The sequence below is a fragment of the Roseovarius salincola genome, assembly GCF_026891095.1.
Taxonomy (GTDB): domain Bacteria; phylum Pseudomonadota; class Alphaproteobacteria; order Rhodobacterales; family Rhodobacteraceae; genus Roseovarius; species Roseovarius salincola.
The window spans coordinates 337,469-359,010 of the sequence record NZ_JAPTNL010000002.1; the positions used below are offsets into that span (position 1 = coordinate 337,469).

At 64.1% G+C, this 21,542-nt stretch carries 24 protein-coding genes and 1 tRNA gene; 11 read left to right on the forward strand and 14 right to left on the reverse strand.

What is annotated here, in order from left to right:
* The first annotated feature begins 46 nt into the window (after positions 1-46).
* Entirely contained in the window at positions 47-1,153 is a 1,107-nt protein-coding gene (gene leuB / locus N5A93_RS04190) for a 3-isopropylmalate dehydrogenase (RefSeq protein WP_268953804.1), read from the forward strand.
* A gap of 50 nt (positions 1,154-1,203) precedes the next feature.
* On the opposite strand, the gene N5A93_RS04195 is transcribed toward leuB, so the two are convergent.
* Both N5A93_RS04195 and N5A93_RS04200 read right to left on the reverse strand, forming a co-directional pair.
* On the reverse strand, positions 1,204-2,256 hold the full coding sequence (locus tag N5A93_RS04195) for a Na/Pi symporter (RefSeq protein ID WP_268953805.1): 1,053 nt from the start codon (positions 2,254-2,256) through the stop codon (positions 1,204-1,206).
* Positions 2,220-2,753 carry a Na/Pi symporter gene (locus N5A93_RS04200; protein WP_268953806.1) on the reverse strand — a complete coding sequence of 178 codons (534 nt, stop codon included), beginning with the start codon at positions 2,751-2,753 and terminating at the stop codon, positions 2,220-2,222. The genes N5A93_RS04195 and N5A93_RS04200 overlap by 37 nt, the downstream gene beginning before the upstream one ends.
* A 109-nt stretch (positions 2,754-2,862) precedes the next feature.
* Here N5A93_RS04200 and N5A93_RS04205 point away from each other — a divergent pair.
* Positions 2,863-2,939: transfer RNA gene (locus N5A93_RS04205), tRNA-Pro, on the forward strand.
* A 298-nt stretch (positions 2,940-3,237) separates the two neighbouring features.
* Here N5A93_RS04205 and N5A93_RS04210 read toward each other — a convergent pair.
* The 3 genes from N5A93_RS04210 to N5A93_RS04220 are packed head-to-tail and all read right to left on the reverse strand — an operon-like array spanning position 3,238 to position 4,461.
* On the reverse strand, positions 3,238-3,609 hold the full coding sequence (locus N5A93_RS04210) for a MerC family mercury resistance protein (protein ID WP_268953807.1): 372 nt from the start codon (positions 3,607-3,609) through the stop codon (positions 3,238-3,240).
* Positions 3,610-3,633: 24 nt separating this feature from the next.
* Positions 3,634-3,969, reverse strand: coding sequence for a DsrE family protein (locus N5A93_RS04215; RefSeq protein ID WP_268953808.1), 336 nt, complete (start codon positions 3,967-3,969; stop codon positions 3,634-3,636).
* A 48-nt stretch (positions 3,970-4,017) separates the two neighbouring features.
* Positions 4,018-4,461, reverse strand: a complete 444-nt coding sequence (locus N5A93_RS04220) for a DUF302 domain-containing protein (RefSeq protein WP_268953809.1) — start codon at positions 4,459-4,461, stop codon at positions 4,018-4,020.
* 317 nt (positions 4,462-4,778) lie between these two features.
* On the opposite strand from N5A93_RS04220, the gene N5A93_RS04225 reads away from it, so the two are divergent.
* A complete protein-coding gene (locus tag N5A93_RS04225; RefSeq protein ID WP_268953810.1) occupies positions 4,779-5,663 on the forward strand; it encodes a class I SAM-dependent methyltransferase in 885 nt (294 codons plus the stop codon).
* A 122-nt stretch (positions 5,664-5,785) separates the two neighbouring features.
* Positions 5,786-7,426 (forward strand): winged helix-turn-helix domain-containing tetratricopeptide repeat protein, encoded by a 1,641-nt coding sequence (locus N5A93_RS04230; RefSeq protein ID WP_268953811.1) that lies wholly within the window; start codon positions 5,786-5,788, stop codon positions 7,424-7,426.
* Positions 7,427-7,454: 28 nt separating this feature from the next.
* Here the strand turns inward: N5A93_RS04230 and N5A93_RS04235 are convergent, their stop codons facing one another.
* The 5 genes from N5A93_RS04235 to N5A93_RS04255 form a co-directional block, all read right to left on the reverse strand.
* Positions 7,455-7,796 carry a hypothetical protein gene (locus N5A93_RS04235; protein WP_268953812.1) on the reverse strand — a complete coding sequence of 114 codons (342 nt, stop codon included), beginning with the start codon at positions 7,794-7,796 and terminating at the stop codon, positions 7,455-7,457.
* A gap of 33 nt (positions 7,797-7,829) precedes the next feature.
* Positions 7,830-8,189 carry a class I SAM-dependent methyltransferase gene (locus tag N5A93_RS04240; protein ID WP_268953813.1) on the reverse strand — a complete coding sequence of 120 codons (360 nt, stop codon included), beginning with the start codon at positions 8,187-8,189 and terminating at the stop codon, positions 7,830-7,832.
* Between the two features lie 10 nt (positions 8,190-8,199).
* Entirely contained in the window at positions 8,200-8,625 is a 426-nt protein-coding gene (locus N5A93_RS04245) for a rhodanese-like domain-containing protein (protein WP_268953814.1), read from the reverse strand.
* A gap of 41 nt (positions 8,626-8,666) precedes the next feature.
* Complete coding sequence (locus tag N5A93_RS04250; protein ID WP_268953815.1) at positions 8,667-9,020, reverse strand: DsrE/DsrF/TusD sulfur relay family protein; 354 nt, start codon at positions 9,018-9,020, stop codon at positions 8,667-8,669.
* A 119-nt stretch (positions 9,021-9,139) separates the two neighbouring features.
* Positions 9,140-9,994: a sterol desaturase family protein gene (locus N5A93_RS04255; RefSeq protein ID WP_268953816.1), complete on the reverse strand. Its 855-nt coding sequence runs from the start codon at positions 9,992-9,994 to the stop codon at positions 9,140-9,142.
* An 84-nt stretch (positions 9,995-10,078) separates the two neighbouring features.
* Between N5A93_RS04255 and N5A93_RS04260 the strand changes: the two genes are divergently transcribed.
* From N5A93_RS04260 to pnp, 5 genes are all read left to right on the forward strand, one after another.
* A complete protein-coding gene (locus tag N5A93_RS04260; protein ID WP_268953817.1) occupies positions 10,079-10,744 on the forward strand; it encodes an ArsR/SmtB family transcription factor in 666 nt (221 codons plus the stop codon).
* A 111-nt stretch (positions 10,745-10,855) separates the two neighbouring features.
* A complete protein-coding gene (locus tag N5A93_RS04265; protein ID WP_268953818.1) occupies positions 10,856-11,005 on the forward strand; it encodes a hypothetical protein in 150 nt (49 codons plus the stop codon).
* 254 nt (positions 11,006-11,259) lie between these two features.
* Positions 11,260-12,489, forward strand: coding sequence for a calcium-binding protein (locus N5A93_RS04270; protein ID WP_268953819.1), 1,230 nt, complete (start codon positions 11,260-11,262; stop codon positions 12,487-12,489).
* Between the two features lie 159 nt (positions 12,490-12,648).
* Positions 12,649-12,918: a 30S ribosomal protein S15 gene (gene rpsO, locus N5A93_RS04275; RefSeq protein ID WP_268953820.1), complete on the forward strand. Its 270-nt coding sequence runs from the start codon at positions 12,649-12,651 to the stop codon at positions 12,916-12,918.
* 285 nt (positions 12,919-13,203) lie between these two features.
* On the forward strand, positions 13,204-15,339 hold the full coding sequence (gene pnp / locus N5A93_RS04280; RefSeq protein ID WP_268953821.1) for a polyribonucleotide nucleotidyltransferase: 2,136 nt from the start codon (positions 13,204-13,206) through the stop codon (positions 15,337-15,339).
* A gap of 279 nt (positions 15,340-15,618) precedes the next feature.
* Here pnp and N5A93_RS04285 read toward each other — a convergent pair whose 3' ends face one another.
* Both N5A93_RS04285 and N5A93_RS04290 read right to left on the reverse strand, forming a co-directional pair.
* Positions 15,619-17,205 carry a GMC family oxidoreductase gene (locus tag N5A93_RS04285; protein WP_268953822.1) on the reverse strand — a complete coding sequence of 529 codons (1,587 nt, stop codon included), beginning with the start codon at positions 17,203-17,205 and terminating at the stop codon, positions 15,619-15,621.
* A 44-nt stretch (positions 17,206-17,249) separates the two neighbouring features.
* A complete protein-coding gene (locus tag N5A93_RS04290) occupies positions 17,250-17,708 on the reverse strand; it encodes an Lrp/AsnC family transcriptional regulator (protein WP_268953823.1) in 459 nt (152 codons plus the stop codon).
* A 137-nt stretch (positions 17,709-17,845) separates the two neighbouring features.
* Between N5A93_RS04290 and ald the strand changes: the two genes are divergently transcribed.
* Positions 17,846-18,964 (forward strand): alanine dehydrogenase, encoded by a 1,119-nt coding sequence (gene ald, locus N5A93_RS04295; protein WP_268953824.1) that lies wholly within the window; start codon positions 17,846-17,848, stop codon positions 18,962-18,964.
* Positions 18,965-19,089: 125 nt separating this feature from the next.
* Entirely contained in the window at positions 19,090-20,193 is a 1,104-nt protein-coding gene (gene aroC, locus N5A93_RS04300; RefSeq protein WP_268953825.1) for a chorismate synthase, read from the forward strand.
* Between the two features lie 23 nt (positions 20,194-20,216).
* On the opposite strand, the gene N5A93_RS04305 is transcribed toward aroC, so the two are convergent.
* Entirely contained in the window at positions 20,217-21,092 is an 876-nt protein-coding gene (locus tag N5A93_RS04305; protein ID WP_268953826.1) for a DMT family transporter, read from the reverse strand.
* 76 nt (positions 21,093-21,168) lie between these two features.
* Positions 21,169-21,456 (reverse strand): HU family DNA-binding protein, encoded by a 288-nt coding sequence (locus tag N5A93_RS04310; RefSeq protein WP_085819154.1) that lies wholly within the window; start codon positions 21,454-21,456, stop codon positions 21,169-21,171.
* Positions 21,457-21,542 lie beyond the last annotated feature (86 nt).

A 21,542-nucleotide genomic window follows, 5' to 3' on the forward strand; every position in this document is an offset into this window, starting at 1 on the left:
TTCGGGCTAGGCGAAAGCCGATAGGATCATGCAAAGGAAAACGCCCATGAGCACCCCCTCGCTTCTTATTCTGCCCGGTGACGGGATCGGCCCCGAAGTCATGGCCGAGGTCGTCAAGGTGATCGACTGGTTCGGCGCCAAGCGCGATCTGCCGTTCGAGGTGAGCGAGGATCTGGTGGGCGGCGCGGCCTATGACAAGCACGGCACGCCGCTGCATGACGACACGATGGCGCGCGCGCAACAGGTGGATGCGGTGCTGCTGGGCGCGGTGGGCGGCCCGAAATACGACGATCTGGATTTTTCGCTCAAGCCCGAGCGCGGCTTGCTGCGGCTGCGCAAGGAAATGGACCTGTTCGCCAACCTGCGTCCGGCGCAGTGCTTTGACGCGCTGGCGGATTTTTCCAGCCTCAAGCGCGAGGTGGTGGCGGGACTCGACATCATGATCGTGCGCGAGCTGACCAGCGGGATCTATTTCGGCGAGCCGCGCGGGATCATCAATGAAGGCAATGAGCGGGTCGGCATCAACACCCAGCGTTACACCGAATCCGAGATCGAGCGCGTGGCGCGCTCCGCGTTCGAGCTGGCGCGCAAGCGCGGCAACAAGGTCTGTTCGATGGAAAAGGCCAATGTGATGGAATCCGGTATCCTGTGGCGTGAAGTGGTGCAGAAGGTGCATGACGCGGATTACGCCGATATCGAGCTGAGCCACATGTATGCCGATGCCGGTGCGATGCAGCTGTGCCGCTGGCCCAAGCAGTTCGACGTGATCGTCACGGACAACCTGTTTGGCGACATCCTGTCGGATGCGGCGGCGATGCTGACCGGCTCGCTTGGCATGTTGCCGTCGGCCAGCCTTGGTGCGCCGATGGAAAATGGCCGCCCCAAGGCGCTTTACGAGCCGGTGCATGGTTCGGCCCCCGATATCGCCGGACAGGGCAAGGCCAACCCGATCGCCTGCATCCTCAGCTTTGCGATGGCACTGCGTTACAGTTTCGATCTGGGCGACGAGGCGACGCGCGTGGAGAAGGCCGTTGAAAAGGTGCTGGCCGATGGCAAGCGCACGGCCGATCTGCTGGGTGAGGACGGTGTCGAGCCGGTGTCGACCTCGGAAATGGGCGATGCGGTTCTGGCGGCGCTTGACGCCAGCCTCTGACCGGCGCGCCTTGCGCAAAAGATGGCCCGCGCCGGAATGCGCGGGCTTTTTCATGCGCTGGTGCGGGCCTCGGCGGCATAGTGGGCGAGGCGTTCGGCATGGTCCGCCACGCGTTGCAGCCAGCGGATCGCATCGGTGCGGGCAAAGACCTGATCCACCTCGATCAGCCCGGCATGTTCACGCAAGAGCGCGCCGCGCCGGAACCGTTCGGCGCGATACTTGATCAGCCGCGCCAGGCGCGAGAACCGCGCCGCATCCGCATCGCGCGCCAGCGCCGCGCGGATCGTCGCCACGTCCCGCGTCAGCAAAGGGTCCTGGCGCAGCATGTCGATGCGCCCGCGCTGGTGGCAGCGTTCGAGCAGGCGCTCGAAATGATCGAGCTGGTGGAGCAGGGCGACATAGCGGGCCTGTTGCTGGGATCTGTCCGGGGCGATCTGCACCTTTGCAAGATAGGCGCCCAGCGCCTCGAGCACGGGCGCGCCCTGCGCCGAGACCGACCCCAGCGCCCGCAGGTCGTGATCGGGGCCGATTGCCTTGGCGAGGGCGGTGAAGAGGGTCTGACGCAGCTGGTCGGCGACGCTCTGCGCGGCCTCCATCGCGGCGCCTTCGTCGGCCAGCAGGCGCTTGTCGAGGGGGGCGGCCATATGCATGGGCCGGTCGGGAACCATCGCCTCGACCAAAGCGGCGAAGCGGGCGGTGAGGGGCAGGAAGACCGCCGCGCCCAGCATGTTGAAGCCGGTGTGAAACAGCACCAGCGCGGTCTGATCGTCGGCCCCGAGCCAGGTACCATGAAGGATCGGCGCGATCAGCCCCAGAAGCGGGAAGGCCATGAGCGCCGTGCCGATATTGAACAGCAGGTTGCCAAGCGCCGTCAGCCGCATCGCCCGCGACCCGCCGAGCGCCGCCAGAACGGCGGTGAGCGTGGTGCCGACATTGAGTCCGATGACCAGCGCCGCCGCCTGCGCGAAGGTGATCGAAGCGGCCCCGAGAAGCACGAGCACCAGGGCGATCCCCGCCGAAGAGGACTGCGTCAACGTGACGATGATCACACCGAGCCCGACCAGCATCAGACGCCCGCCCCAGCCATCGCCACCCGGCAGCATCTCGGGGTGCAGCAGCGCATCGGCCCCGTCGAGCCCCCCTGCATCATGTCGAGCCCGATGAAGAGCAGGCAGAATCCGGCCAAGGCACGGCCCGCGCGGGCCACCCGCCCATGCGCCAGCATCGCGGCCAGCGCGGCGACGAAGATCACCGGCAGCACGGCGGTGCCCAGCTTGAGCTTGAAGCCGAGGATCATCACGATCCAGCCGGTCAGCGTGGTGCCGATATTGGCGCCGTAAAGCACGCCCAGCGCATGGGCGAAGTTGAGCAGCCCCGCGCCCACCGCGCCGATGGTCATCAGCGTGACCGCCGTCGAGGATTGCAGCGCGCCGGTCGCCACCGCCCCGGTCAGCGTGCCGCGCAACGGCGAGGCGGTGAAACGCCCCAGCATCCGGCGCAGGTCGGGGCCTGCGGCCTCTCGCAGGGCACCGGTCATGATGTCCATTCCGATCAGGAACAGGCCGATGCCGCCCAGCGCGGTCAGAAGGTTCAAGGTCATGGTTTTGCCTCCGACGACCGACAATGCAAATACGGCCCGGCGAATACAAGCGCGCCGCGATACCCCCTTGCAAAGAAGAGCAACGACGTATAATCGCCTGTTCCACGGTCGGAGTGTAGCTCAGCCTGGTAGAGCACTGTCTTCGGGAGGCAGGGGTCGGAGGTTCGAATCCTCTCACTCCGACCAGTAAAACAAGGCGCCTTCGGGCGCCTTTCTTGTCTGCGAGACAGATCTTTGTGGTTCGTTGAACCCGAGCGCCATCCGAACGCAGGCGCCCGCGCTGCCTTGCAGCGATGCCGCGGACTTCAGCGTGCGTGGGTGAACGAGGTGATGCGCGAAACCGAATGTCCGGGATACTGGGCGATCTCACCTATCGAGATACCGGCCTGCGCCATGTGCACCGCCGCAATATGCGCGAGAACGTGGGGCGACACGCCGTCCCGATATGTAGTTTTCGTTCACAGGAATGATCACGGCCTTGGCCTCATGCGCCTGCAAGCCTGAGCCGCCAATCCCAGGCTGCGGCCACCACGAGCGTGGCAAAGCCCGCGATCTCGACCATGAGGCTGTAATCGACGAACTGGACCCAGAGGACGACGCCGAATCCGGCCGCCGCCAACAAGGTTGGCATCATCTTACCATGGCGCCGCGTTCCGAACGCCACCGCCACGACCGCCACCAGGGTGATGAGAGCGATGACGACCGCCCAGATAGTCTCGTCGAGGGTCAGTGTGATCCCGGCCGCCGACAGAGTGATCACCACGGCCAACGTGCCATAGCAGCTTACCAGAGCAAGAGCGCTTGCGGCGAGTCCGGCCCAATCCGGGCTGGCCGCCGATCCATTACCGCGTTTCATATGTCTTCCTTCAAACCGCCAGGATCAAAAGCTCAGCGTGGCTGCCCCTGCCTTGATGCGTTCGTGCATGGCGCTTGCGCCGACGATCCGGACGCCGTCGATCAGATCATCCTGACCGTAGCCGCGCGCCTTCACGCAGGGCGGGCAGGCCCATAGCGTGCCGCCGCGCGACAGGAAATCGGCGATCAGATCCTTCAGGGGCTCCATCGGATGGGCGTGAACCAGATCGGTGACACCACGCCGGACAATGTCCACCGCGTCGGCGGTCAGAAAGACCGATGCGGTCAGCCCCGCCGTCAGCCCACCATTGACGACGGTGAACCCGACCGACGCCCGTTCGTCTGTGGGACCGTGGCTCATCAATGCAATCAATTCTTCTGTCAAATGGTCTCTCCCTTCCTGATCGTCTCACTCGACACCGAGCGTATCCGAGAGCAGCGCTGCGAAGGCCGGCTTTCCGGTCTCCGCCGCCGTCTTGAGGCTGGGCGCGTCGGAAAGCTCTGTCATGAAGCCGAGATCGAGCATGGACATTTCGGTGCCGCCATCATCGGTTTCGTAGAAGGCCATGTTGCCGCAAGGCATCATCGCCATGACGTGAAGACCGGCTTCCACGATATCGGGACCAAGAGGAAGGTAACAGATCTTCAGCGCGGTCACCGCACCGCCCGCCAGGTCGAATTCGGCGAGGAAGAGCCAGTCTTCCTCTGCTTCGACATGCTCGCGGATCGCGGCGACGGCCTGGGCGCGCTCCATGTCGAGCTCATGGGTGAGGAACACATCGTCAGCGATTGCCGCACTGGCCGTGAAGGCAAGAGCGGTCACAAGGCCGGTCAGCGTGCTTGGGTGTTTCATGCGGTTGATCCTCCGTGTTGGCTGTTCTGCCTGGATTTGCAGAGGCGCAGGCAGGGCGCCGTCAGGGCAAGGTTAGCGTGGCGGTCCCGGTTCGGCTTGCGGGTTTCCTGATGATTGGCTGGTCACGGTCCGACAACGGCGCAGGTGCCTGACATGGCGTCAAAATGCTGATCGTCGCTGGCGATGGATCGTCAGGGAATCCCCACATATCCCGCAAGCACCGGATCGCGCGGAAAAATAGACTGAGCATGTGGCCCCCGGCATCTTTCAGCCGGCGTGGCCCGCAGATAGCCAGTTGGAGGGACGCGACCATGAGCATGGCAGACACAACAACCGGGGCACCCAGGGAAGACACTGAATTCGTCCAGTTCTGGAACGAGGTGCTGGCCCCGAAATTCACCCGCTTCCGCCATGTTCTGGTGGGCGGCCTTACCTATCACAGCGAGGCAGTGTTCCCCAAACTTCCCGTCAAGGCCGGTGACCGGGTGCTTGACGTGGGCTGCGGCTGGGGGGACACGGCGATGAAGCTGGCCCGATTGGTCGGACCCGAGGGCGAGGTGTTCGGCATCGATTGCTGTGATGCCTTTCTCGCTGATGCGAAGGCCGATCTGGCCGGGACCGAGTTGACGAACGTGACGTTCCTGCGTGGCGATGCCGAGGTCGCCTTGCCTGAGAAGGACTTCGATCTTGTCTTCTCGCGCTTTGGCACAATGTTCTTCGCGAATCCTGTGGCGGGCTTGCGCAATATGCGGCAGGCGCTGCGTCCGGGTGGGCGGATGGTGCATATCGTCTGGCGCGATCCGGCAGACAACCCCTGGCTGTCCATGGCCAAGGATATCGTTCTGCGCCATCTGCCAGCGCCGGGCGACGATGCGCGCACCTGTGGGCCGGGGCCGTTCTCGATGTCGGACGAGGCCACGGTGCGCAAGATGATGGAGGTCGCCGGCTACACCGACATCGCGTTCGAGCGCGTCGATGCTCCGGTGCGGGTCGGCGACGATGTCGAGGACGCAATCGCCTTTCAGCTTTCGATCGGGCCGGCGGGAGAGGTTTTCCGCGAGGCCGGCGCTCTGGCAGAGGAGAAGCGGCCCGAGATCGAGGCGGCGCTGGCCAAGGCTATCGACGCCCAGGTGCGCGACGCCGACGGCATCGTGATCGACAGTTCTTCCTGGGTGATCAGCGCGCGCAATCCGGGCGATTGACCGCCCGGCGAAGTTGCGACCAGAGCCTGAATTGATGCGCGGCGCCGGATCCGCTATACTTGCCGACCATCGGTGCTGCGGTGTGTAGCCGCAATCTTCCAAGCCGTGAAAGAAGGGAATCGATGGCTTCACGGGCGGTCGCAGACAGGGCGATCAGCGGGCGCACTCCGGACAGCGCGGAGGATGCGGCGGGAAAGGTCAACCTCGACAAACCAACCAAGGCCATCCGGTTTGGCCCGTTCGAACTGGATTTCGACCGCTACGAGCTGCGCTGCAACGAGGCACCCGTTGCGCTTGAGCCGCGCACCTTTGATCTTCTGGTATTGCTCGCGCGCAATCGCGGCCGGACGGTGACGCGCGACGAGATATTCCGCGAAGTCTGGCCCGGTCGGTTCGTGTCGGATGCGGCACTCAGCAGTCAGGTTCGCTCGGCCCGCAAGGCGCTCGGGGATGACGGCAAGCGACAGGCCGTTATCGCCACCGTCCATGGCCGCGGCTTTCGGTTGCGCAACGCCGCACTCGCGCCCGAACCTGCCACCAGTGCCCCGGACCGGCCGGACCGTCGAGACAATCCCGCCCCCTGCGTTGCGATCCTGCCCTGCGCCGTGCCCGGCGACGACGGGCGGGGTGCCGTGATTGCCGAGGGATTGACGGAAGACCTCATCAACGCCCTGTCGCGCAATCGCTGGCTGCATGTCGTTCCCCGCAACGCCGCCTTCGCGCTGGGCCGCTCGGGTGAACCACCGGGCGAGATCCTGCAGCGGCTGGGGGCCGACTATGCCGTCACGGGCAGCGTGCGCCTTGTCGGGGACCGCGTCCGCGCGACGATCCTGCTAACCGAGACGCGCGGATTGCGCTGCATCTGGTCAGATCGGTTCGACCGTCGGCTGCGTGACATTTTTGATCTTCAGGACGAGCTTTCCAGTCTTGTTGCCGCGCGCATCGCCAGTGAGCTCGGGATAACGGAACAGAAGCGAGCCGCGCGGCTCAGGCCCGGCAATCTGGGCGCGTGGGAACTTTATCAGCTCGGCACTGCCGAGTTCTATCGCTTTACAGTCGCGGGCAACAGGCGCTGCCAGGACCTGATGTGTCAGTCCCTGGAACGAGCGCCCGATTTTGCGGAACCCTATGCACGGCTGGCCTATGCGATGGTTCTCGAAAGCGTCTATTTCGAAGGGCCGACAACCCCGGAGCATCTGGATGAGGCACTGCGGCTTGCCGAACGTGCCGTGGCCCTGGACGACCATGAGGCCAATACCTTCTTTGCTTTGGGGCGCGTGCAGCTTGCGCGCGGTGAATACGCGCGGGCGATCGACGCGCTCGAAACCGCGCTCGCACTCAATCCCTGTCATGCCCTGTCACATTGCGGGCTGGGAGATTCGCTTGTCTCGGATGGCCGGTTCAAGGCCGCCCTACCCAGCTTTGGACGCGCGCTTGCGCTCAGTCCGCAGGACCCGTTTCGCTGGGCCTTCATGTCTTATCGCTCGCTGGCGCATATGTTTCTTGGTGACCATGCGGCAGCCGTGCATTGGGCGCGCAGCGCGACGCTGGTCCCCAACGCGCATTATTGGGCACGCGCAAAGCTGGTTTCGTGGCTGGCCCGGTCCGGCGATCTTGATGCCGCGCGCGCGAATGTGCCCGCGCTGATGCGGGCACGCCCCGGATTCACCCGCGATTTCGCGCGGTCGCGGCTTTTTTTCGTGCGCGACCCCGCGCATCTGGAGCTTTTTCTGGACGGGCTTCGCCGTGCCGGAATTCCCTAGAGTGGGTGCCCTGATTTGAGCAAGCCTGTCATGACCGCGCCGCACCAGGTTTGGTATCGGCCTGTCTGGTTCCGCTCAGGACCAGAAAGGCCGCACCAAGCGTTGTCCAGCGCCCGAGCCACGGATCCAGAGGCGCCATGAACTTTGCTGCCAAACCAAACGGTGGATAGAAGACTGCGCCCGAGATGGCGGCATCCTGCAACCCCGCCTGATCCGCGAGCGCGAGCAGATCGCCCCGGCTTCGGAAATGAGCTGACTGCCAGAGCTTTGAGCCGAACCAGCCCTTCAGGCGGCGCTGCGCCGCCCAGAGGTTCCAGCGACCGAGCTCGCCAAGGACCAGCCGGCCGCCGGGTCTGAGCACGCGAACCATTTCGTGGATTGCCGGGCGCGGATCGTCGACAAATCAGAGCGTGGCGACGGATACGACGCAATCGAACTGCCCGTCGGGAAATGGCACCTCGCGCGCATTCCCTTCGACCAGATCGAGCGTGACACCGGCGGCTTTCGCGCGGCGGCGGGCGGCGGCGATCATGTCTGGCGAGGCATCGAGGCCAGTGACCCGTGCACCGGCCTGTGCGAGCCGGGTGGCCAGCACCCCGTCGCCGCAGCCTACGTCCAGGATGCGCATGTCGCCTGCCGGGCCGATGCGGTCCAGCAGGAGACGTTCCTCAAGTGCATCCGTGATCCGGCCAAGCGTGCTTTGACGCCATTCTGCATAGGCCGGGGGAAGCGTTTTCAGTGCGTCGGTCCGGGTCTCGGGCATGAGCACTCCATCAGGGCTTCCAGGCGGCGTCCTGTTGCCAGCCGGTGAAACCGCTCTGCATGACGACGACGTTCGTGCGTCCCGCAACCCGCAGCGCGAAGGCAGCCTGCGCCGAGAGGCTGCCGGTGTTGCAGAACAGGATCGTCATGCGGTCTTCGGGGATCTCGTCGATCCGGTCGAGCACTTCGCGCCATTCGATATTGACGGCACCGGGGATCGTGCCCGCCTCGAACTGGTCCGCGTCGCGGGTATCGACGAAGAGCGCGGTATCGAACACCGTCTGATTGAGCTGCTGGGGCAGGATGATGCCGGCCTCGTATTCCGAGAACATCATGTATTCCTGCATCGCCTCGACGGCCGCGTCCTGCGCCAGGAGAGGCGCCGCATGGACGCCAAGCGCGACGGTCGCCGCCGCAAGAAGGTGTTTCAGGGTCATCCGGGGTCTCCCTCGTTTCGGATTTCTGTTTGTCTCAGCGGTCAGAACACCAGCACTTTTTCGGCGGCGAGTGTTGCCTGTGCGAGTTCGTCCATGGTCGAGCGGGCCGGCCCCTCCATCATGTCGTCATCGGCAAGGCCGCGGGCGTCCATGCAGGTGCCGCACATCAGAACGCGGCCCTTGGCGGTGAGGACGCGGCGGAGCATGCGCTCGACGTTGTAAAAGCCATCCGGCGTCTTCTGCCCCGCCTTGGCACAGAGCACCGCGTCGGCCATCAGGAAGACGGTGATTTCAGCCTCCGCGTCGTTCTTGGCCAAGGCATGGGCCATGCGCAGCCCGTTGAAGCTGCGCTCGGTGCCATAGGGCGGGTCGTTCAGCAGGATAAGGTGTTTCATGGTTTGTCCTCAGTTCGGGGTGCTGGCTTCAGGAGCGGACAGGACCGTGTCGATAGGCCGGGTGTTGGTGCCGCGCTCTGTCTGGCCGCGGCATGCACCGCGTTGAAGGGCGTTGTCCGTCATTCCGATGGCGTCTTCGTCGTGATGCGTGGGTCGAGCGCGTGGCCTGATGCCGGGCCGCGGACGGGCTGGATCAGCATCCGGTCGAGCCAGAGATCACGGCGCGTGCGGAATTGCTCGATGCCGATGTCCATGCCCTTGTGCCCCTTGGCGGGCTGGGCGATGTAGGTGCCAAGCAGGCGGTCCCACCACGGCAGGTTGAAGCCGTAATTCGAGTTGGTCTCGCGCGGATCGACGGAGTGGTGGACGCGGTGCATGTCGGGCGTGACCACGAAGAGGCGCAGCACCCGGTCCACAGGTCGCGGCAGGTCGATATTGGCGTGGTTGAACAGAGCCGTCGCGTTCAGCAGCACCTCGAACAGCAGAACTGCGACGGCGGGCGGGCCGAGGGCCGCGACCACCGCCAGCTTGATCCCCATGGAGATCAGGATCTCGACCGGGTGAAAGCGCAGGCCAGTCGTGGCGTCAAAATCAAGATCGGCATGGTGCATCCGGTGCAGCCGCCACAATGCGGGAATGGCGTGAAACATCACATGCTGAAGATAGATCGCCAGATCCAGCAGCAACATCGAGACGACGATGGCGACCCAGAAAGGCGCGTCAATATTATTGAACAGCCCCCAACCGCTGTCCTCGGCCATGATGGCAAGGCCCACCGCGAGGATCGGGAAACTCAGCCGCAGGATCACCGTATCGAGCACGACAAGGCCAAGGTTGTTTGTCCATCGGATCACGCGCGGAATGTCGCGTCGACGACGCGGGGCGGCGACTTCCCACAGCGCCATCGCCGCCAGCACGCCAAGAAAGATGCTGAGGCGGATCGCGGGTTCGGCGGAAAGGATGGTCTCGGACATGGCCATGAGCCTTGGGGTTGCGAACAGCGGTTATACTGTTATCATTCAATGTATCAGTTGAATGATTAGACCTTGGAGTTCTCCATGTCAATCAGCCCGAAGACAGCCCTGCTGGAGGAATATGCGCTTGTCGCCCGCGCCCTGTCTGCGCCTGCGCGGCTTTCGCTTCTGGAACAACTGGCGCAAGGGGAGCGCGGGGTGGAGGCGCTGGCCGACAAGACCGGCCTGACCGTCGCCAACTGTTCGCAGCATTTGCAGCAGCTACGCCGCGCGGCCCTCGTGACCAGCCGTCGCGACGGCAAGGCGGTGATTTACCGGCTGAGCGATGCGAGGACGCTTGAACTGATGGACCTGTTGCGCATCCTGGCCGAGCGCAACCTTGCACAGGTCGAGCGCATCCTGCGTGGCCTCTCGGACGGGGAAGAACCGCCCGAGCCGGTGAGCCGCGAGGAGCTTGCCGCACGGCTGGCCGATGGTGCCGTCACCGTTCTCGATGTGCGCCCGGCGGACGAATACGCCACCGGTCACATTCCCGGCGCGCTCAACATGACACTGTCCGAACTGGAACGGATCCTTCCCACGCTCGACCCGACCACCGAGATCGTCGCCTATTGCCGCGGCCCCTATTGCATCTATGCCCATCAGGCGGTGACCGCTCTGCGCAAGCACGGGCTGACCGCGCGGCGGCTTGACGGCGGCCTGCCCGAATGGCGCGAGGACGGGCGAGAGATCGCGGTTCATCCAGGGTAGCCGGACGTCAGTTCGGGTGTTCAGGCCCGGTCGTGACGAAGACCTTTTACGCGGCAGCTTGCTTGATCCGCTTTTGAACACCGAGAACATGGCGTTGCCGCCGTTTCGGACATGACCGTGCAAGGCCGCCACTGCCTGCGTGCGGCGATCAACAACCACCGGACGACGCCATCACGACACGCGACCGAGGAACGGACAAGCGAATGCGATCTGCTTACCATCGGATTCCTGGCGACGAGCCACGCCGTCCATCACGAGTGACGATTATGGCTTTGCCCGGCCGCGTCCCTGCACTGTGTGGATACTGGTGCTGAACGGGCGGAGCAGGAGCTTGGCCGCCCGCCCCGATCTTCGGGAGGCCGGAGGGTCGACTCCTCTCACTCCGACCAGATTTACCCCAGATCACGTATCCGCGCATCGGTGTGCCGGATGGGGCGCGTGTCGTCTTCATGGGGTGTTAACCGGTTTCGCGGGAAGTTATTGACCAGACAGGCTTTTGGTGGCTCAATCATAGCGTGTATTTTCGGGTTGATGCGATGTTCATGATTGCGGGGTTGCTGAGTTTGATGGCTGTCGGTGCGACGGCTTTTTTCGGATTCGATTTCAGCACGGAAGAGGAGGTCGACGCCTCGCTGATGCCGCCCGAAAGCATGGATGACGGCACCCCGAAAACAGATCTTCTTGACCTCGTGCGAGATGGTGCCGAGGTCAATGCTGATGCTGATGCTGATGCTGATGCTGATGCTGATGCGGAGGCGGGAGCGGATCCTGACGATGACGACGCCGATGGCGCGGCCGAAGATGCCGGGGATACCAGCGAAGATGACGCTGGCACGGAGTGGGCCGAGCAGCCCGGCGAGACTTCGGGCGACGACACGGGTGACGCGTCGGTGGCGCCGGAGCTGTTGGCGGTCGCGCAGTTGGGCGAGATCGCCCGGGGCGATGATGGCGATGATACGCTGGAGGGCGGCGAGGGCGACGACCAGATCAACGGCTATGGCGGTGACGACCTTGTCGCAGGCGGGCCGGGCGACGATCAGCTTTATGGGCAGGATGGGCAGGACACGCTTCTTGGCGGTGCCGGCGACGATACGCTGCATGGCGAGGCGGGCGATGACGCGCTTGCCGGCGAGGACGGCCATGATGCGCTTTTCGGGCATGGCGGTCAGGACACGATGTCAGGTGGCGCAGGTGACGATACGCTGCATGGCGGCGAGGGCGGTGACCTGCTCATGGGCGATGAGGGGGACGATGCGCTGCATGGCGGGTTGGACGATGACACGCTGATCGGCGGGTTGGGGCAGGATACGTTGTTCGGCGGGCCGGGCAACGATGCGATCGTCGGCGTGAGCGAGGGTTTCGCAAGCCCGGATTTCGAGGATCTCGACGGCCGCGATTACCTCAATGGTGGCGATGGCGACGATATGATCCTGATGGGCAAGGACGATATCGCGACCGGCGGCGCGGGCGCCGACAGCTTCGTGATGGGCGACTGGATCACGCAGGAGCATCAGGCCGAGATCACCGATTTCTCCGCTGCCGAAGACGCGCTGATGGTGATCTATGACGACAGCGCCGATCCCGATCCCGAGCTGTCCATAGAAGCCGATGAAGAGGATCCCGACCGCCAGCATCTTGTGCTGAACGGTGAGCGGATCGCGATGCTGACCGGTGCGGCGGGGCTGAGCCTGAACGATATCGCGCTGATCCCTGAAAGCGCGCTGCCCGAGGCGCCTCTCGTCTGAAGCCCGGCACGCCGGGGTCTGCCGATTGGCCCTTTTCATTCAGCGTGAATTCTTTTATACGCGCCCATCCCCGGCCATCTGCGGGGGAGTTCTCCATAGGACCCTGCTGGACGACATCCCGGCTTGCGCCCTCGACCCTCTGACCAGAAGGAGACCCCGATGTCGATTACCGTTGAAGAAAAAGACCGCGTCATGAAGGAATATGCGACCAAGGAAGGCGACACCGGTTCGCCCGAAGTTCAGGTTGCCATTCTCACATCGCGGATTTCCACCCTGACCGAGCATTTCAAGACCCACAAGAAGGACAACCACGGACGTCGTGGCCTTCTGAAGATGGTTGCCCAGCGCCGCAAGCTGCTGGACTATCTGAAAGGCAAGGACGAGGACCGTTACCGGGACCTCATCAAGCGCCTCGGCATTCGCCGCTGACGAATTCAGTCCCGACAGGACAGCCAGCGCCCGCTCGCAATCGAGCGGGCGTTTCGCGTTTGCGGGCGGCCATGGCCGCGTTGATTGCGCGGCTTCAGGCGGATTCGCGGGGGCGGCAGTGATCGCTGCTTTCAAAATCCGCCAAACTCCTGTAATGCGCGGCCATCTGTGACGTGATGCCTTTGACCCCGGGCGCATGGGAATGGATTGGGGTCGGCGGCAATGGGGCCGCCATTGAAACGGGGGGCCGGGATACGCCCGGAAGCCTCCAGCTAGGAAAATACGATGTTCAAAGAAGTGAAAAAGTCGATGCAGTGGGGGGAAGAGACCCTCACACTTGAAACGGGCAAGGTCGCCCGTCAGGCGGATGGCTCTGTCATCGCCACGCTTGGTGAAACCTCGGTCATGGCCAACGTGACATTCGCCAAGGAACCCAAGCCGGGCATGGATTTCTTTCCGTTGACCGTGCACTATCAGGAAAAATATTATGCTGCGGGCAAGGTGCCCGGTGGCTTCTTCAAGCGCGAGGCCCGTCCGACCGAAAAGGAAACGCTGACCGCCCGCCTGATCGACCGTCCGATCCGCCCGCTGTTTGTGCCGGGCTTCAAGAACGAAACGCTGGTGATGTGCACCGTGCTCTCGCATGATCTGGTCAATGATCCCGACATGGTGGCGATGATCGCCGCGTCGGCGGCGCTGACCATTTCGGGTGCGCCCTTCATGGGGCCGATCGCCGGCTGCCGCGTGGGCTACGAGGATGGCGAATACATCCTGAACCCCGATGTCGAGGATATGCACGACCTGCGCAACAACCCCGATCAGCGCCTTGATCTGGTGGTTGCCGGCACGAAAGATGCCGTGATGATGGTCGAATCCGAAGCTTATGAGCTGAGCGAAGAGGAAATGCTGGGCGCGGTGAGCTTTGCGCATGAGCAGATCAAGCCGGTTTGTGACCTGATCATCGACCTTGCCGAGGATGCCGCCAAGGAACCGTTCGACTTCACCCCGCCGGATTATTCCGAGCTTTACGAGGCCGTGAAGGCCGCGGGCGAAGACAAGGTGCGCGCGGCCTATGCGATCACCGACAAGCAGGAACGCACCGCAGCCGTCGCCGCCGCCAAGGAGGCGATCAAGGAATCGCTGAGCGAAGAGCAGCTTGAGGATGCCAACCTCGGCGCGGCGCTCAAGAAGCTGGAAGCCAGCGTTCTGCGCGGCGATGTGGTCAAGACCGGCAAGCGGATCGACGGGCGTGCGCTCGATACGGTGCGCGACATCCGTTCGGAAACCGGTTTCCTGCCGCGCACGCACGGTTCGGCGCTGTTCACACGCGGTGAAACCCAGGCGCTGGCCGTGACCACGCTGGGCACTGGCGACGACGAACAGATCATCGACGCGCTGCACGGGAATTTCCGCTCGAACTTCCTGCTGCACTACAACTTCCCGCCCTATTCGGTCGGTGAAGCGGGTCGCGTTGGCCCTCCGGGCCGCCGCGAGATCGGCCATGGCAAGCTGGCATGGCGTGCCCTTCAGGCGGTTCTGCCCGCGGCCACCGATTTCCCCTACACGATCCGCGTCGTGTCGGAGATCACGGAATCCAACGGCTCGTCGTCGATGGCATCGGTCTGTGGCGGTTCGCTGTCGATGATGGATGCGGGCGTGCCCCTCAAGGCGCCGGTGGCCGGGGTGGCCATGGGCCTGATCCTGGAAGAGAATGGTGAATACGCCGTTCTGACCGATATTCTTGGCGACGAGGACCACCTTGGCGACATGGATTTCAAGGTGGCTGGTACCGAGAAGGGCATCACTTCGCTGCAGATGGATATCAAGGTCGCGGGGATCACCGCCGAGATCATGCAGAAGGCTCTGGCGCAGGCCAAGGATGGCCGGATGCATATCCTGGGCGAGATGTCCAAGGCGCTGAGCGAAGCGGGCGACTTCTCGGTTCATGCGCCGCGCATCGAGACGATGACCATCCCCACCGACAAGATCCGTGAAGTGATCGGGTCGGGCGGCAAGGTCATCCGCGAGATCGTGGAAGTGTCGGGCGCCAAGGTCGATATCAATGACGAGGGCATCATCAAGATCGCGTCGCCCAACAACGAGGCGATCGAGAAGGCCTATGAGATGATCCACTCGATTGTCGCCGAGCCCGAAGAGGGCGCGATCTACAAGGGCAAGGTCGTCAAGATCGTCGATTTCGGCGCCTTCGTGAACTTCTTCGGCAAGCGGGACGGGCTGGTGCATGTCAGCCAGATCGAGAACCGCCGCCTGAACCATCCGTCGGATGTGTTGCAGGAAGGTCAGGAAGTCTGGGTCAAGCTGCTGGGCTTTGATGATCGCGGCAAGGTGCGCCTGTCGATGAAGCTTGTCGATCAGGAGACCGGCGAGGAAGCCAAGAAAGAGGAAGGCGCAGAGGGCTGATCCCTCTGCAAATTCCGAATCAATGGCGAAGACCCCGGCGCGATGGCCGGGGTCTTTGTCGTTTCCGGGAGGATAGCGGCGTTTTGTCGCAGCGGATTTATGCCGAAGGTAGGGATTCCCTTACGGGACATGACCGGGTTTTTTCCCCATGATTATCAGGAAATATCTGGCTACCCTCAGGTTTGTAACGAGTAATTTGGTTAAAAGTTCCGGCTGCGCCATCACTCACGGAAAGTGCGCAAACGGCTTGGCCTCGGCGGGTGTCCCTGCCGGGGCCTTTTAACGCGCATCCTCCAAAATCATGTCAGCGGCCTTCTCGGCGATCATGATGGTCGGAGAATTGGTGTTGCCGCTGACGATGGTCGGCATCACGCTGGCATCCACCACCCTGAGCCCATGTACCCCGCGCAGCCGCAACCTCGGGTCGAGCGGCGCACTGTCATGCGCGCCCATATGGACCGTGCCCACCGGGTGAAAGATGGTCGTGCCGATATCGCCGGCGGCATGGGCCAGTTCGGCGTCGTCCTGCGCGGCGATGCCGGGTTTCACCTCCTCGGGCGCATAGCGGCGCATCGGGGCCTCATCCATGATGCGCCGGGCCAGCCGGATCGCGTCGGCGGCCACCTGACGGTCGCCATCGGTGGACAGGTAGTTCAGCGCGATCTCGGGCGCGGCGGCGGGATCGGGCGAGGTGATGCGGATATGCCCACGGCTTTCGGGGCGCAGGTTGCATACGCTGGCGGTCATGCCGGGGAAAGCATGCAGCGGCTCGCCGAACGCATCGAGCGAGAGCGGCTGCACATGGAATTCCAGGTCAGGCGTTGCAAGATCAGGGCGCGACCGCGCGAAAGCGCCCAGCTGGCTGGGGGCCATCGACATCGGGCCGCTGCGCGTGAGCATGTATTCCAGCCCGATCTTCGTCTTGCCCCAAAGCGTCGCGGAAAGCGTGTTCAGCGTCTTGGCCCCGGTCAGGCGCCATGAACAGCGCAATTGCAGGTGATCCTGAAGGTTGCCGCCGATCGCGGGCATGTCGAGCCGCGTTTCGATCCCGTGGTCCTGCAACAGCGCGCCCGGCCCGATCCCCGAGAGTTGCAGGATCTGCGGACTGCCGATGGATCCGGCGCACAGGATCACCTCGGCACGCGCATAGGCGGTCTTGCGGGTGCCGCGCTGGTCGTATTCCACGCCCACCGCGCGGCCCTCTTCCAGCAGCAGGCGCCGCGTGTGGGCTTGTGTTTCGACCCAGAGGTTCTCGCCCGAGGCGACGCCCAGAAAGGCGCGCGCGGTGTTGAGCCGCCAGCCCTTGCGCTGATTGACCTTGAAATAGCCGACGCCCTCGTTGTCGCCGGTGTTGAAATCATCGCTCGCGGGCAGCCCGGCGGCAATGGCGGCGGCTTTCCAGTGGTCAAGGACCTCCCAGTGCAGGCGCTGGTTATCGACCCGCCATTCGCCGCCCGCGCCGTGCATGTCCGACGCGCCATCGACGTAATCCTCGGAGCGTTTGAAATAGGGCAGCACATCGTCCCAGCCCCAGCCGGTATTGCCCATCTGCCGCCAGCCGTCGTAATCGGCGGCCTGGCCGCGCAGATAGAGCATCCCGTTGATCGAACTGCACCCGCCCAGAACCTTGCCGCGCGGGTAGAGCAGCGAGCGCCCGTTCAGGCCGTCTTCGGCGACAGTGCGAAAGCACCAGTCGGTGCGCGGATTGCCGATGCAGTAAAGATACCCCATCGGGATGCGGACCCAGTGGTAATTGTCGCGCCCCCCCGCCTCCAGAAGCAGTACCTTGTGGCCCTTGCCGCTGAGGCGGTTGGCCAGAGCGCAGCCGGCGCTGCCCGCGCCCACGATGACATAATCCCAATCCATGGCGGAACGATTGACGATCAATGACGGAATGGCAAGACGCCGTGTCAGACGGGCAGGGCGGTGGTGTTGAAGACCGTGCGCAGCGCGAAGCTGGATTGCATCTTGGCCACACTGGGCAGGCGCGTGAGATACTGGCGGTGGATACGGGCGAAATCCTCGGTGCTTTCGGCGACCACCTTGAGGATGTAATCCGCCGCACCCGCCGTCAGGTGGCATTCCAGCACATCGGGAATCCGCGCCACCGCCTTTTCAAAGGCTTCCAGCACCTCGTCGGCTTGCGTGGCCAGCGTGATCTCGACAAAGATGGTGGCGGAGACACCCAGCTTGCGGGCATCCAGAAGGGCCACATAATCGCGGATATAGCCTTCGGCCTCGAGCCGCTGCACCCGGCGATGACAGGCGCTGGCCGATAGGTTCACATGCTCGGCGAGGTCCGCATTCGAGATACGCCCGCGCCGCTGAAGCAGTTCGAGCAAGCGACGATCCATCGCGTCCAGGGCCATTTGAGCAATACCTTTCACCTATGGGGCGGACATTGTGAAGGATATTCACAAAAACCGTATTTTTGCGAGGGAAATTTCAAAGCAATTGCGCGGCGGTTGCGGCATTCTCCGCGCATCATCATGGGAGGGATTCGCACATGAAAATCGGTTGCCCGACAGAGATCAAGCCGCAGGAATTTCGCGTCGGCATGACGCCCAATGCCGCGCAGGAGGCCGTGGGCCATGGCCATGAGGTGTTCATCCAGGCCGGCGCCGGGATGGGCGCGGGGTTCGAGGATGATGCCTATGTCGCCGCTGGCGCGCGCATCATCGACACCGCAGCAGAGATCTTCGCCACCTGCGAAATGATCGTGAAGGTGAAGGAGCCCCAGCCCGGCGAGCGCAAGATGCTGCGCGAGGGGCAGTTGCTGTTCACCTATCTGCACCTTGCCCCCGATCCCGCCCAGACACATGACCTGCTGGAATCGGGCTGCACGGCGATCGCCTATGAGACCGTGACCGACCGCAATGGCGGCCTGCCGCTGCTGGCGCCGATGTCCGAGGTGGCGGGCCGTCTGGCGCCGCAGGTCGGCGCATACACGCTGCAAAAGGCCAATGGCGGGCGCGGTGTGCTGATGGGCGGCGTGCCCGGTGTCGGCCCCGCCAAGGTGGTCGTGATCGGCGGCGGCGTGGTGGGCACCCATGCGGCGCGCATCGCCGCGGGCATGGGGGCGGATGTCACCGTGCTCGACCGCTCGCTGCCGCGCCTGCGCTATCTTGACGACGTGTTCGGCGACGCCTTCAACACCGGCTATTCCTCGGCCGGCCTTCTGGCCGAGCATCTGACCGAGGCCGACATGGTGATCGGGGCGGTCCTGATCCCCGGCGCCGAGGCCCCCAAGCTGGTGCGCCGCGATCAGTTCCCGTCGATGAAGCCCGGCGCGGTGCTGGTGGATGTGGCCATCGACCAGGGCGGCTGTTTCGAGACATCGAAAGCGACCACCCATGCCGATCCGATCTACGAGGTGGACGGGATCATGCATTACTGCGTGGCCAACATGCCGGGCGCCGTGGCGCGCACCTCGACCATCGCGCTGGGCAATGCGACCATGCCTTTCATGCTGGCGCTGGCCGACAAGGGCTGGAAACAGGCCTGCGCGGATGATCCGCACTTGTTGAACGGCCTCAATGTCCATGCCGGGCAGCTGACCTATTACGCGGTCGGCAAGGCGCTGGGCATCGACGTGATCTCGCCCGAGAAGATCATCAAGAGCTGATATCGCGCCTTGCGCGGATGGATGCGGGCCGCCCTCAGCCGGGCGGCCCGTTTTCGTTGCGGTGGCGAAATGGCTTGAGGCATGGGCGCCGCCCCGCTAGATCATCCCGCAAAGGAGCGCAGACCATGAGCCTCAACACTTTCGGACATCTGTTTCGCGTCACGACCTGGGGTGAAAGCCACGGGCCTGCGCTGGGCGCGACGGTGGATGGCTGCCCGCCGGGGATCGCGATTGACGAGGCGTTCCTTCAGAAATGGCTCGACAAGCGCCGGCCCGGCCAGAACAAGAACACCACCCAGCGGGATGAACCCGACGCGGTGCGCATCCTGTCGGGCGTGTTCGAGGGGCAGACCACCGGCACGCCGATCCAGCTGATGATCGAGAATACCGACCAGCGCTCGCGCGATTATGGCGAGATTGCCCGGACCTTCCGCCCGGGCCATGCCGATATCACCTATCACCTGAAATACGGGCTGCGCGATTATCGCGGCGGCGGGCGCAGTTCGGCGCGCGAAACGGCGGCGCGGGTGGCGGCCGGTGGCGTGGCGCGTGCGGCGCTTGATGCGCTGGTGCCGGGGATCGCGATCAAGGGCTACATGACGCGCATGGGCGATATGGTGATCGACCGTGACCGGTTCGACTGGAACGCGATCGACGGCAATGATTTCTGGATTCCCGATGCCGGGGCCGCCCCCGAATGGGAGGCCTATCTGAAAAAGCTGCGCAAGGACAAGAACTCGGTCGGGGCCGAGATCGAGCTGGTCGCGCGCGGCTTGCCCGCGGGGCTTGGCGCGCCGGTCTATGGCAAGCTTGATACCGACCTCGCCGCGGCGATGATGTCGATCAACGCCGTCAAGGGTGTCGAGATCGGCGAGGGTATGGCCGCCGCGCGCCTGACCGGGACGCAGAACGCCGATGAGATATTCATGGGCGAGCATGGCCCGGAATTTTCATCGAACCATGCCGGGGGCATTCTTGGCGGGATATCGACCGGGCAGGAGGTGGTGGTGCGTTTCGCCGTCAAGCCGACCTCGTCGATCATGACGCCGCGCCGCTCGATCCGCATGGATGGCAGCCCGACCGAAGTGGTCACCAGGGGCCGCCATGACCCTTGCGTAGGTATCCGCGCCGTGCCGGTGGGCGAGGCGATGATGGCCTGCGTGGTGCTGGATCACCTGTTGCTGCATCGCGGACAGGTCGGCGAGGGGCCGCGCGGCAGCATCGGCTGAGGCGCTGATTCGTTTTGCGGCCTTCAGGCGCGCACCTGTTTCTGGCGCGACAGTTGCACCGCAAGGATGCCCAGCGTCACCACCGCGACGCCCAGTATGTCCCATGGCCCCAGCTTTTCGCTCAGCACCAGCGCGGCGATCAGCACCCCGAGGAACGGATTGAGGAAGTGGAAGGTCGCGGCCTTGATCGCACCGATCCGATTGACCAGCTTGAACCAGACCAGCGTCGCCGCCAGGCCCGGTATGAGCGTGGTATAGACAAAGGCCGCGATCAGTTGCCAGCTCCAGTCGATTTCGATCGTCTCGGTCGCCAGGCCAGCAAGACCCAGAAAGAAACTGCCGACCAGCATCTGCAAGCCCACCACCATCAGGAAGTTCCCCCCCGATGTCGCCCCGCGCACCGACAGCGTGGCCAGCGTCAGCGCCAGCACCCCGCCCACGCACAGCGCGACGCCGTAGATATCCGCGCCACCCTGAAGGCGCGAGCCCATGATGATCGCCACACCGATCAGCCCGGCCACCAGCCCCAGTCCGCCCAGCCAGCCACTGCGCTCGCCGAAGATGACCCAGCTTGCCAGCCCCACCATCAGCGGCATGGTCGAGGCGATGATCGTCGCCAGCGAGGCTTCGATGGTCTGCATGGCAACGAAATTAAGCCCCAGATACAGGGCGTTCTGGCAAATCCCGAAGATGATCGTCGCGCGCCACTGGCCGCGCGTCAGATGCCAGCTCTGGCGCAGGGCCAGCGCGATCGCCACCCCGATCAGCCCCGAGATCAGGAATCGCAGGCTGAGCGCCGTCAGCGGCGGTGCGGCGGCCACGATGATCCGCGCCGAGGTGAAGGCGCTCGACCACATCACCGCAAAGGCCACACCCATCGCGATTGCCCGGATGTCCATCGTCGTCGTCTCCTGAAACTGAAAAGGGCCGCCCTGTCGGGGGCGACCCTTTCCGAAACTCGCGGTCTTTGCAAGGTCAGCCGTTGACGCTGTCCTTGAGGGCCTTCGCGATGGTCATCTTGACCACCTTGTCGGCGTCTTTCTTGATCTGCTCGCCCGTGGCGGGGTTGCGCACCATGCGCTCGGGGCGCTCGCGGCAGTAGATCTTGCCGACGCCCGGCAGGGTCACGGCGCCGCCGTTCGACACTTCGCGGGTGATGATGTTGATCACGGCGTCCAGTGCTGCATTGGCGGATTTCTTGTCGCTGCCCATTTCTTCTGCCAGGGCGGCGACGAGTTGGGTTTTGGTCATCGGTTTTGCCATTTCATGGTCTCCTTCAACTGCCCGGTCTTTGGGCCTCGTGTGCAGATTTTAACTGTATGTTGTGACCAAACACAATGAATAGTGGG

Excerpts from the sequence above, each read along its gene's own strand:
- N5A93_RS04245 (WP_268953814.1), bottom strand. The coding sequence starts at position 8,625 with ATGACCCTGAAACACCTTCTTGCGGCGGCGACCGTCGCGCTTGGCGTC.
- ald (WP_268953824.1), top strand. The coding sequence starts at position 17,846 with ATGAAAATCGGTTGCCCGACAGAGATCAAGCCGCAGGAATTTCGCGTC.
- aroC (WP_268953825.1), top strand. The coding sequence starts at position 19,090 with ATGAGCCTCAACACTTTCGGACATCTGTTTCGCGTCACGACCTGGGGT.
- N5A93_RS04195 (WP_268953805.1), bottom strand. The coding sequence starts at position 2,256 with ATGCTGCCGGGTGGCGATGGCTGGGGCGGGCGTCTGATGCTGGTCGGG.
- N5A93_RS04235 (WP_268953812.1), bottom strand. The coding sequence starts at position 7,796 with ATGGTTCGCGTGCTCAGACCCGGCGGCCGGCTGGTCCTTGGCGAGCTC.
- rpsO (WP_268953820.1), top strand. The coding sequence starts at position 12,649 with ATGTCGATTACCGTTGAAGAAAAAGACCGCGTCATGAAGGAATATGCG.
- N5A93_RS04310 (WP_085819154.1), bottom strand. The coding sequence starts at position 21,456 with ATGGCAAAACCGATGACCAAAACCCAACTCGTCGCCGCCCTGGCAGAA.
- leuB (WP_268953804.1), top strand. The coding sequence starts at position 47 with ATGAGCACCCCCTCGCTTCTTATTCTGCCCGGTGACGGGATCGGCCCC.
- N5A93_RS04305 (WP_268953826.1), bottom strand. The coding sequence starts at position 21,092 with ATGGACATCCGGGCAATCGCGATGGGTGTGGCCTTTGCGGTGATGTGG.
- N5A93_RS04250 (WP_268953815.1), bottom strand. The coding sequence starts at position 9,020 with ATGAAACACCTTATCCTGCTGAACGACCCGCCCTATGGCACCGAGCGC.
- N5A93_RS04265 (WP_268953818.1), top strand. The coding sequence starts at position 10,856 with ATGACCGTGCAAGGCCGCCACTGCCTGCGTGCGGCGATCAACAACCAC.
- N5A93_RS04260 (WP_268953817.1), top strand. The coding sequence starts at position 10,079 with ATGTCAATCAGCCCGAAGACAGCCCTGCTGGAGGAATATGCGCTTGTC.
- N5A93_RS04290 (WP_268953823.1), bottom strand. The coding sequence starts at position 17,708 with ATGGCCCTGGACGCGATGGATCGTCGCTTGCTCGAACTGCTTCAGCGG.
- N5A93_RS04255 (WP_268953816.1), bottom strand. The coding sequence starts at position 9,994 with ATGTCCGAGACCATCCTTTCCGCCGAACCCGCGATCCGCCTCAGCATC.
- N5A93_RS04200 (WP_268953806.1), bottom strand. The coding sequence starts at position 2,753 with ATGACCTTGAACCTTCTGACCGCGCTGGGCGGCATCGGCCTGTTCCTG.
- pnp (WP_268953821.1), top strand. The coding sequence starts at position 13,204 with ATGTTCAAAGAAGTGAAAAAGTCGATGCAGTGGGGGGAAGAGACCCTC.
- N5A93_RS04285 (WP_268953822.1), bottom strand. The coding sequence starts at position 17,205 with ATGGATTGGGATTATGTCATCGTGGGCGCGGGCAGCGCCGGCTGCGCT.
- N5A93_RS04240 (WP_268953813.1), bottom strand. The coding sequence starts at position 8,189 with ATGCCCGAGACCCGGACCGACGCACTGAAAACGCTTCCCCCGGCCTAT.
- N5A93_RS04225 (WP_268953810.1), top strand. The coding sequence starts at position 4,779 with ATGGCAGACACAACAACCGGGGCACCCAGGGAAGACACTGAATTCGTC.
- N5A93_RS04220 (WP_268953809.1), bottom strand. The coding sequence starts at position 4,461 with ATGAAACACCCAAGCACGCTGACCGGCCTTGTGACCGCTCTTGCCTTC.
- N5A93_RS04215 (WP_268953808.1), bottom strand. The coding sequence starts at position 3,969 with ATGAGCCACGGTCCCACAGACGAACGGGCGTCGGTCGGGTTCACCGTC.
- N5A93_RS04210 (WP_268953807.1), bottom strand. The coding sequence starts at position 3,609 with ATGAAACGCGGTAATGGATCGGCGGCCAGCCCGGATTGGGCCGGACTC.
- N5A93_RS04230 (WP_268953811.1), top strand. The coding sequence starts at position 5,786 with ATGGCTTCACGGGCGGTCGCAGACAGGGCGATCAGCGGGCGCACTCCG.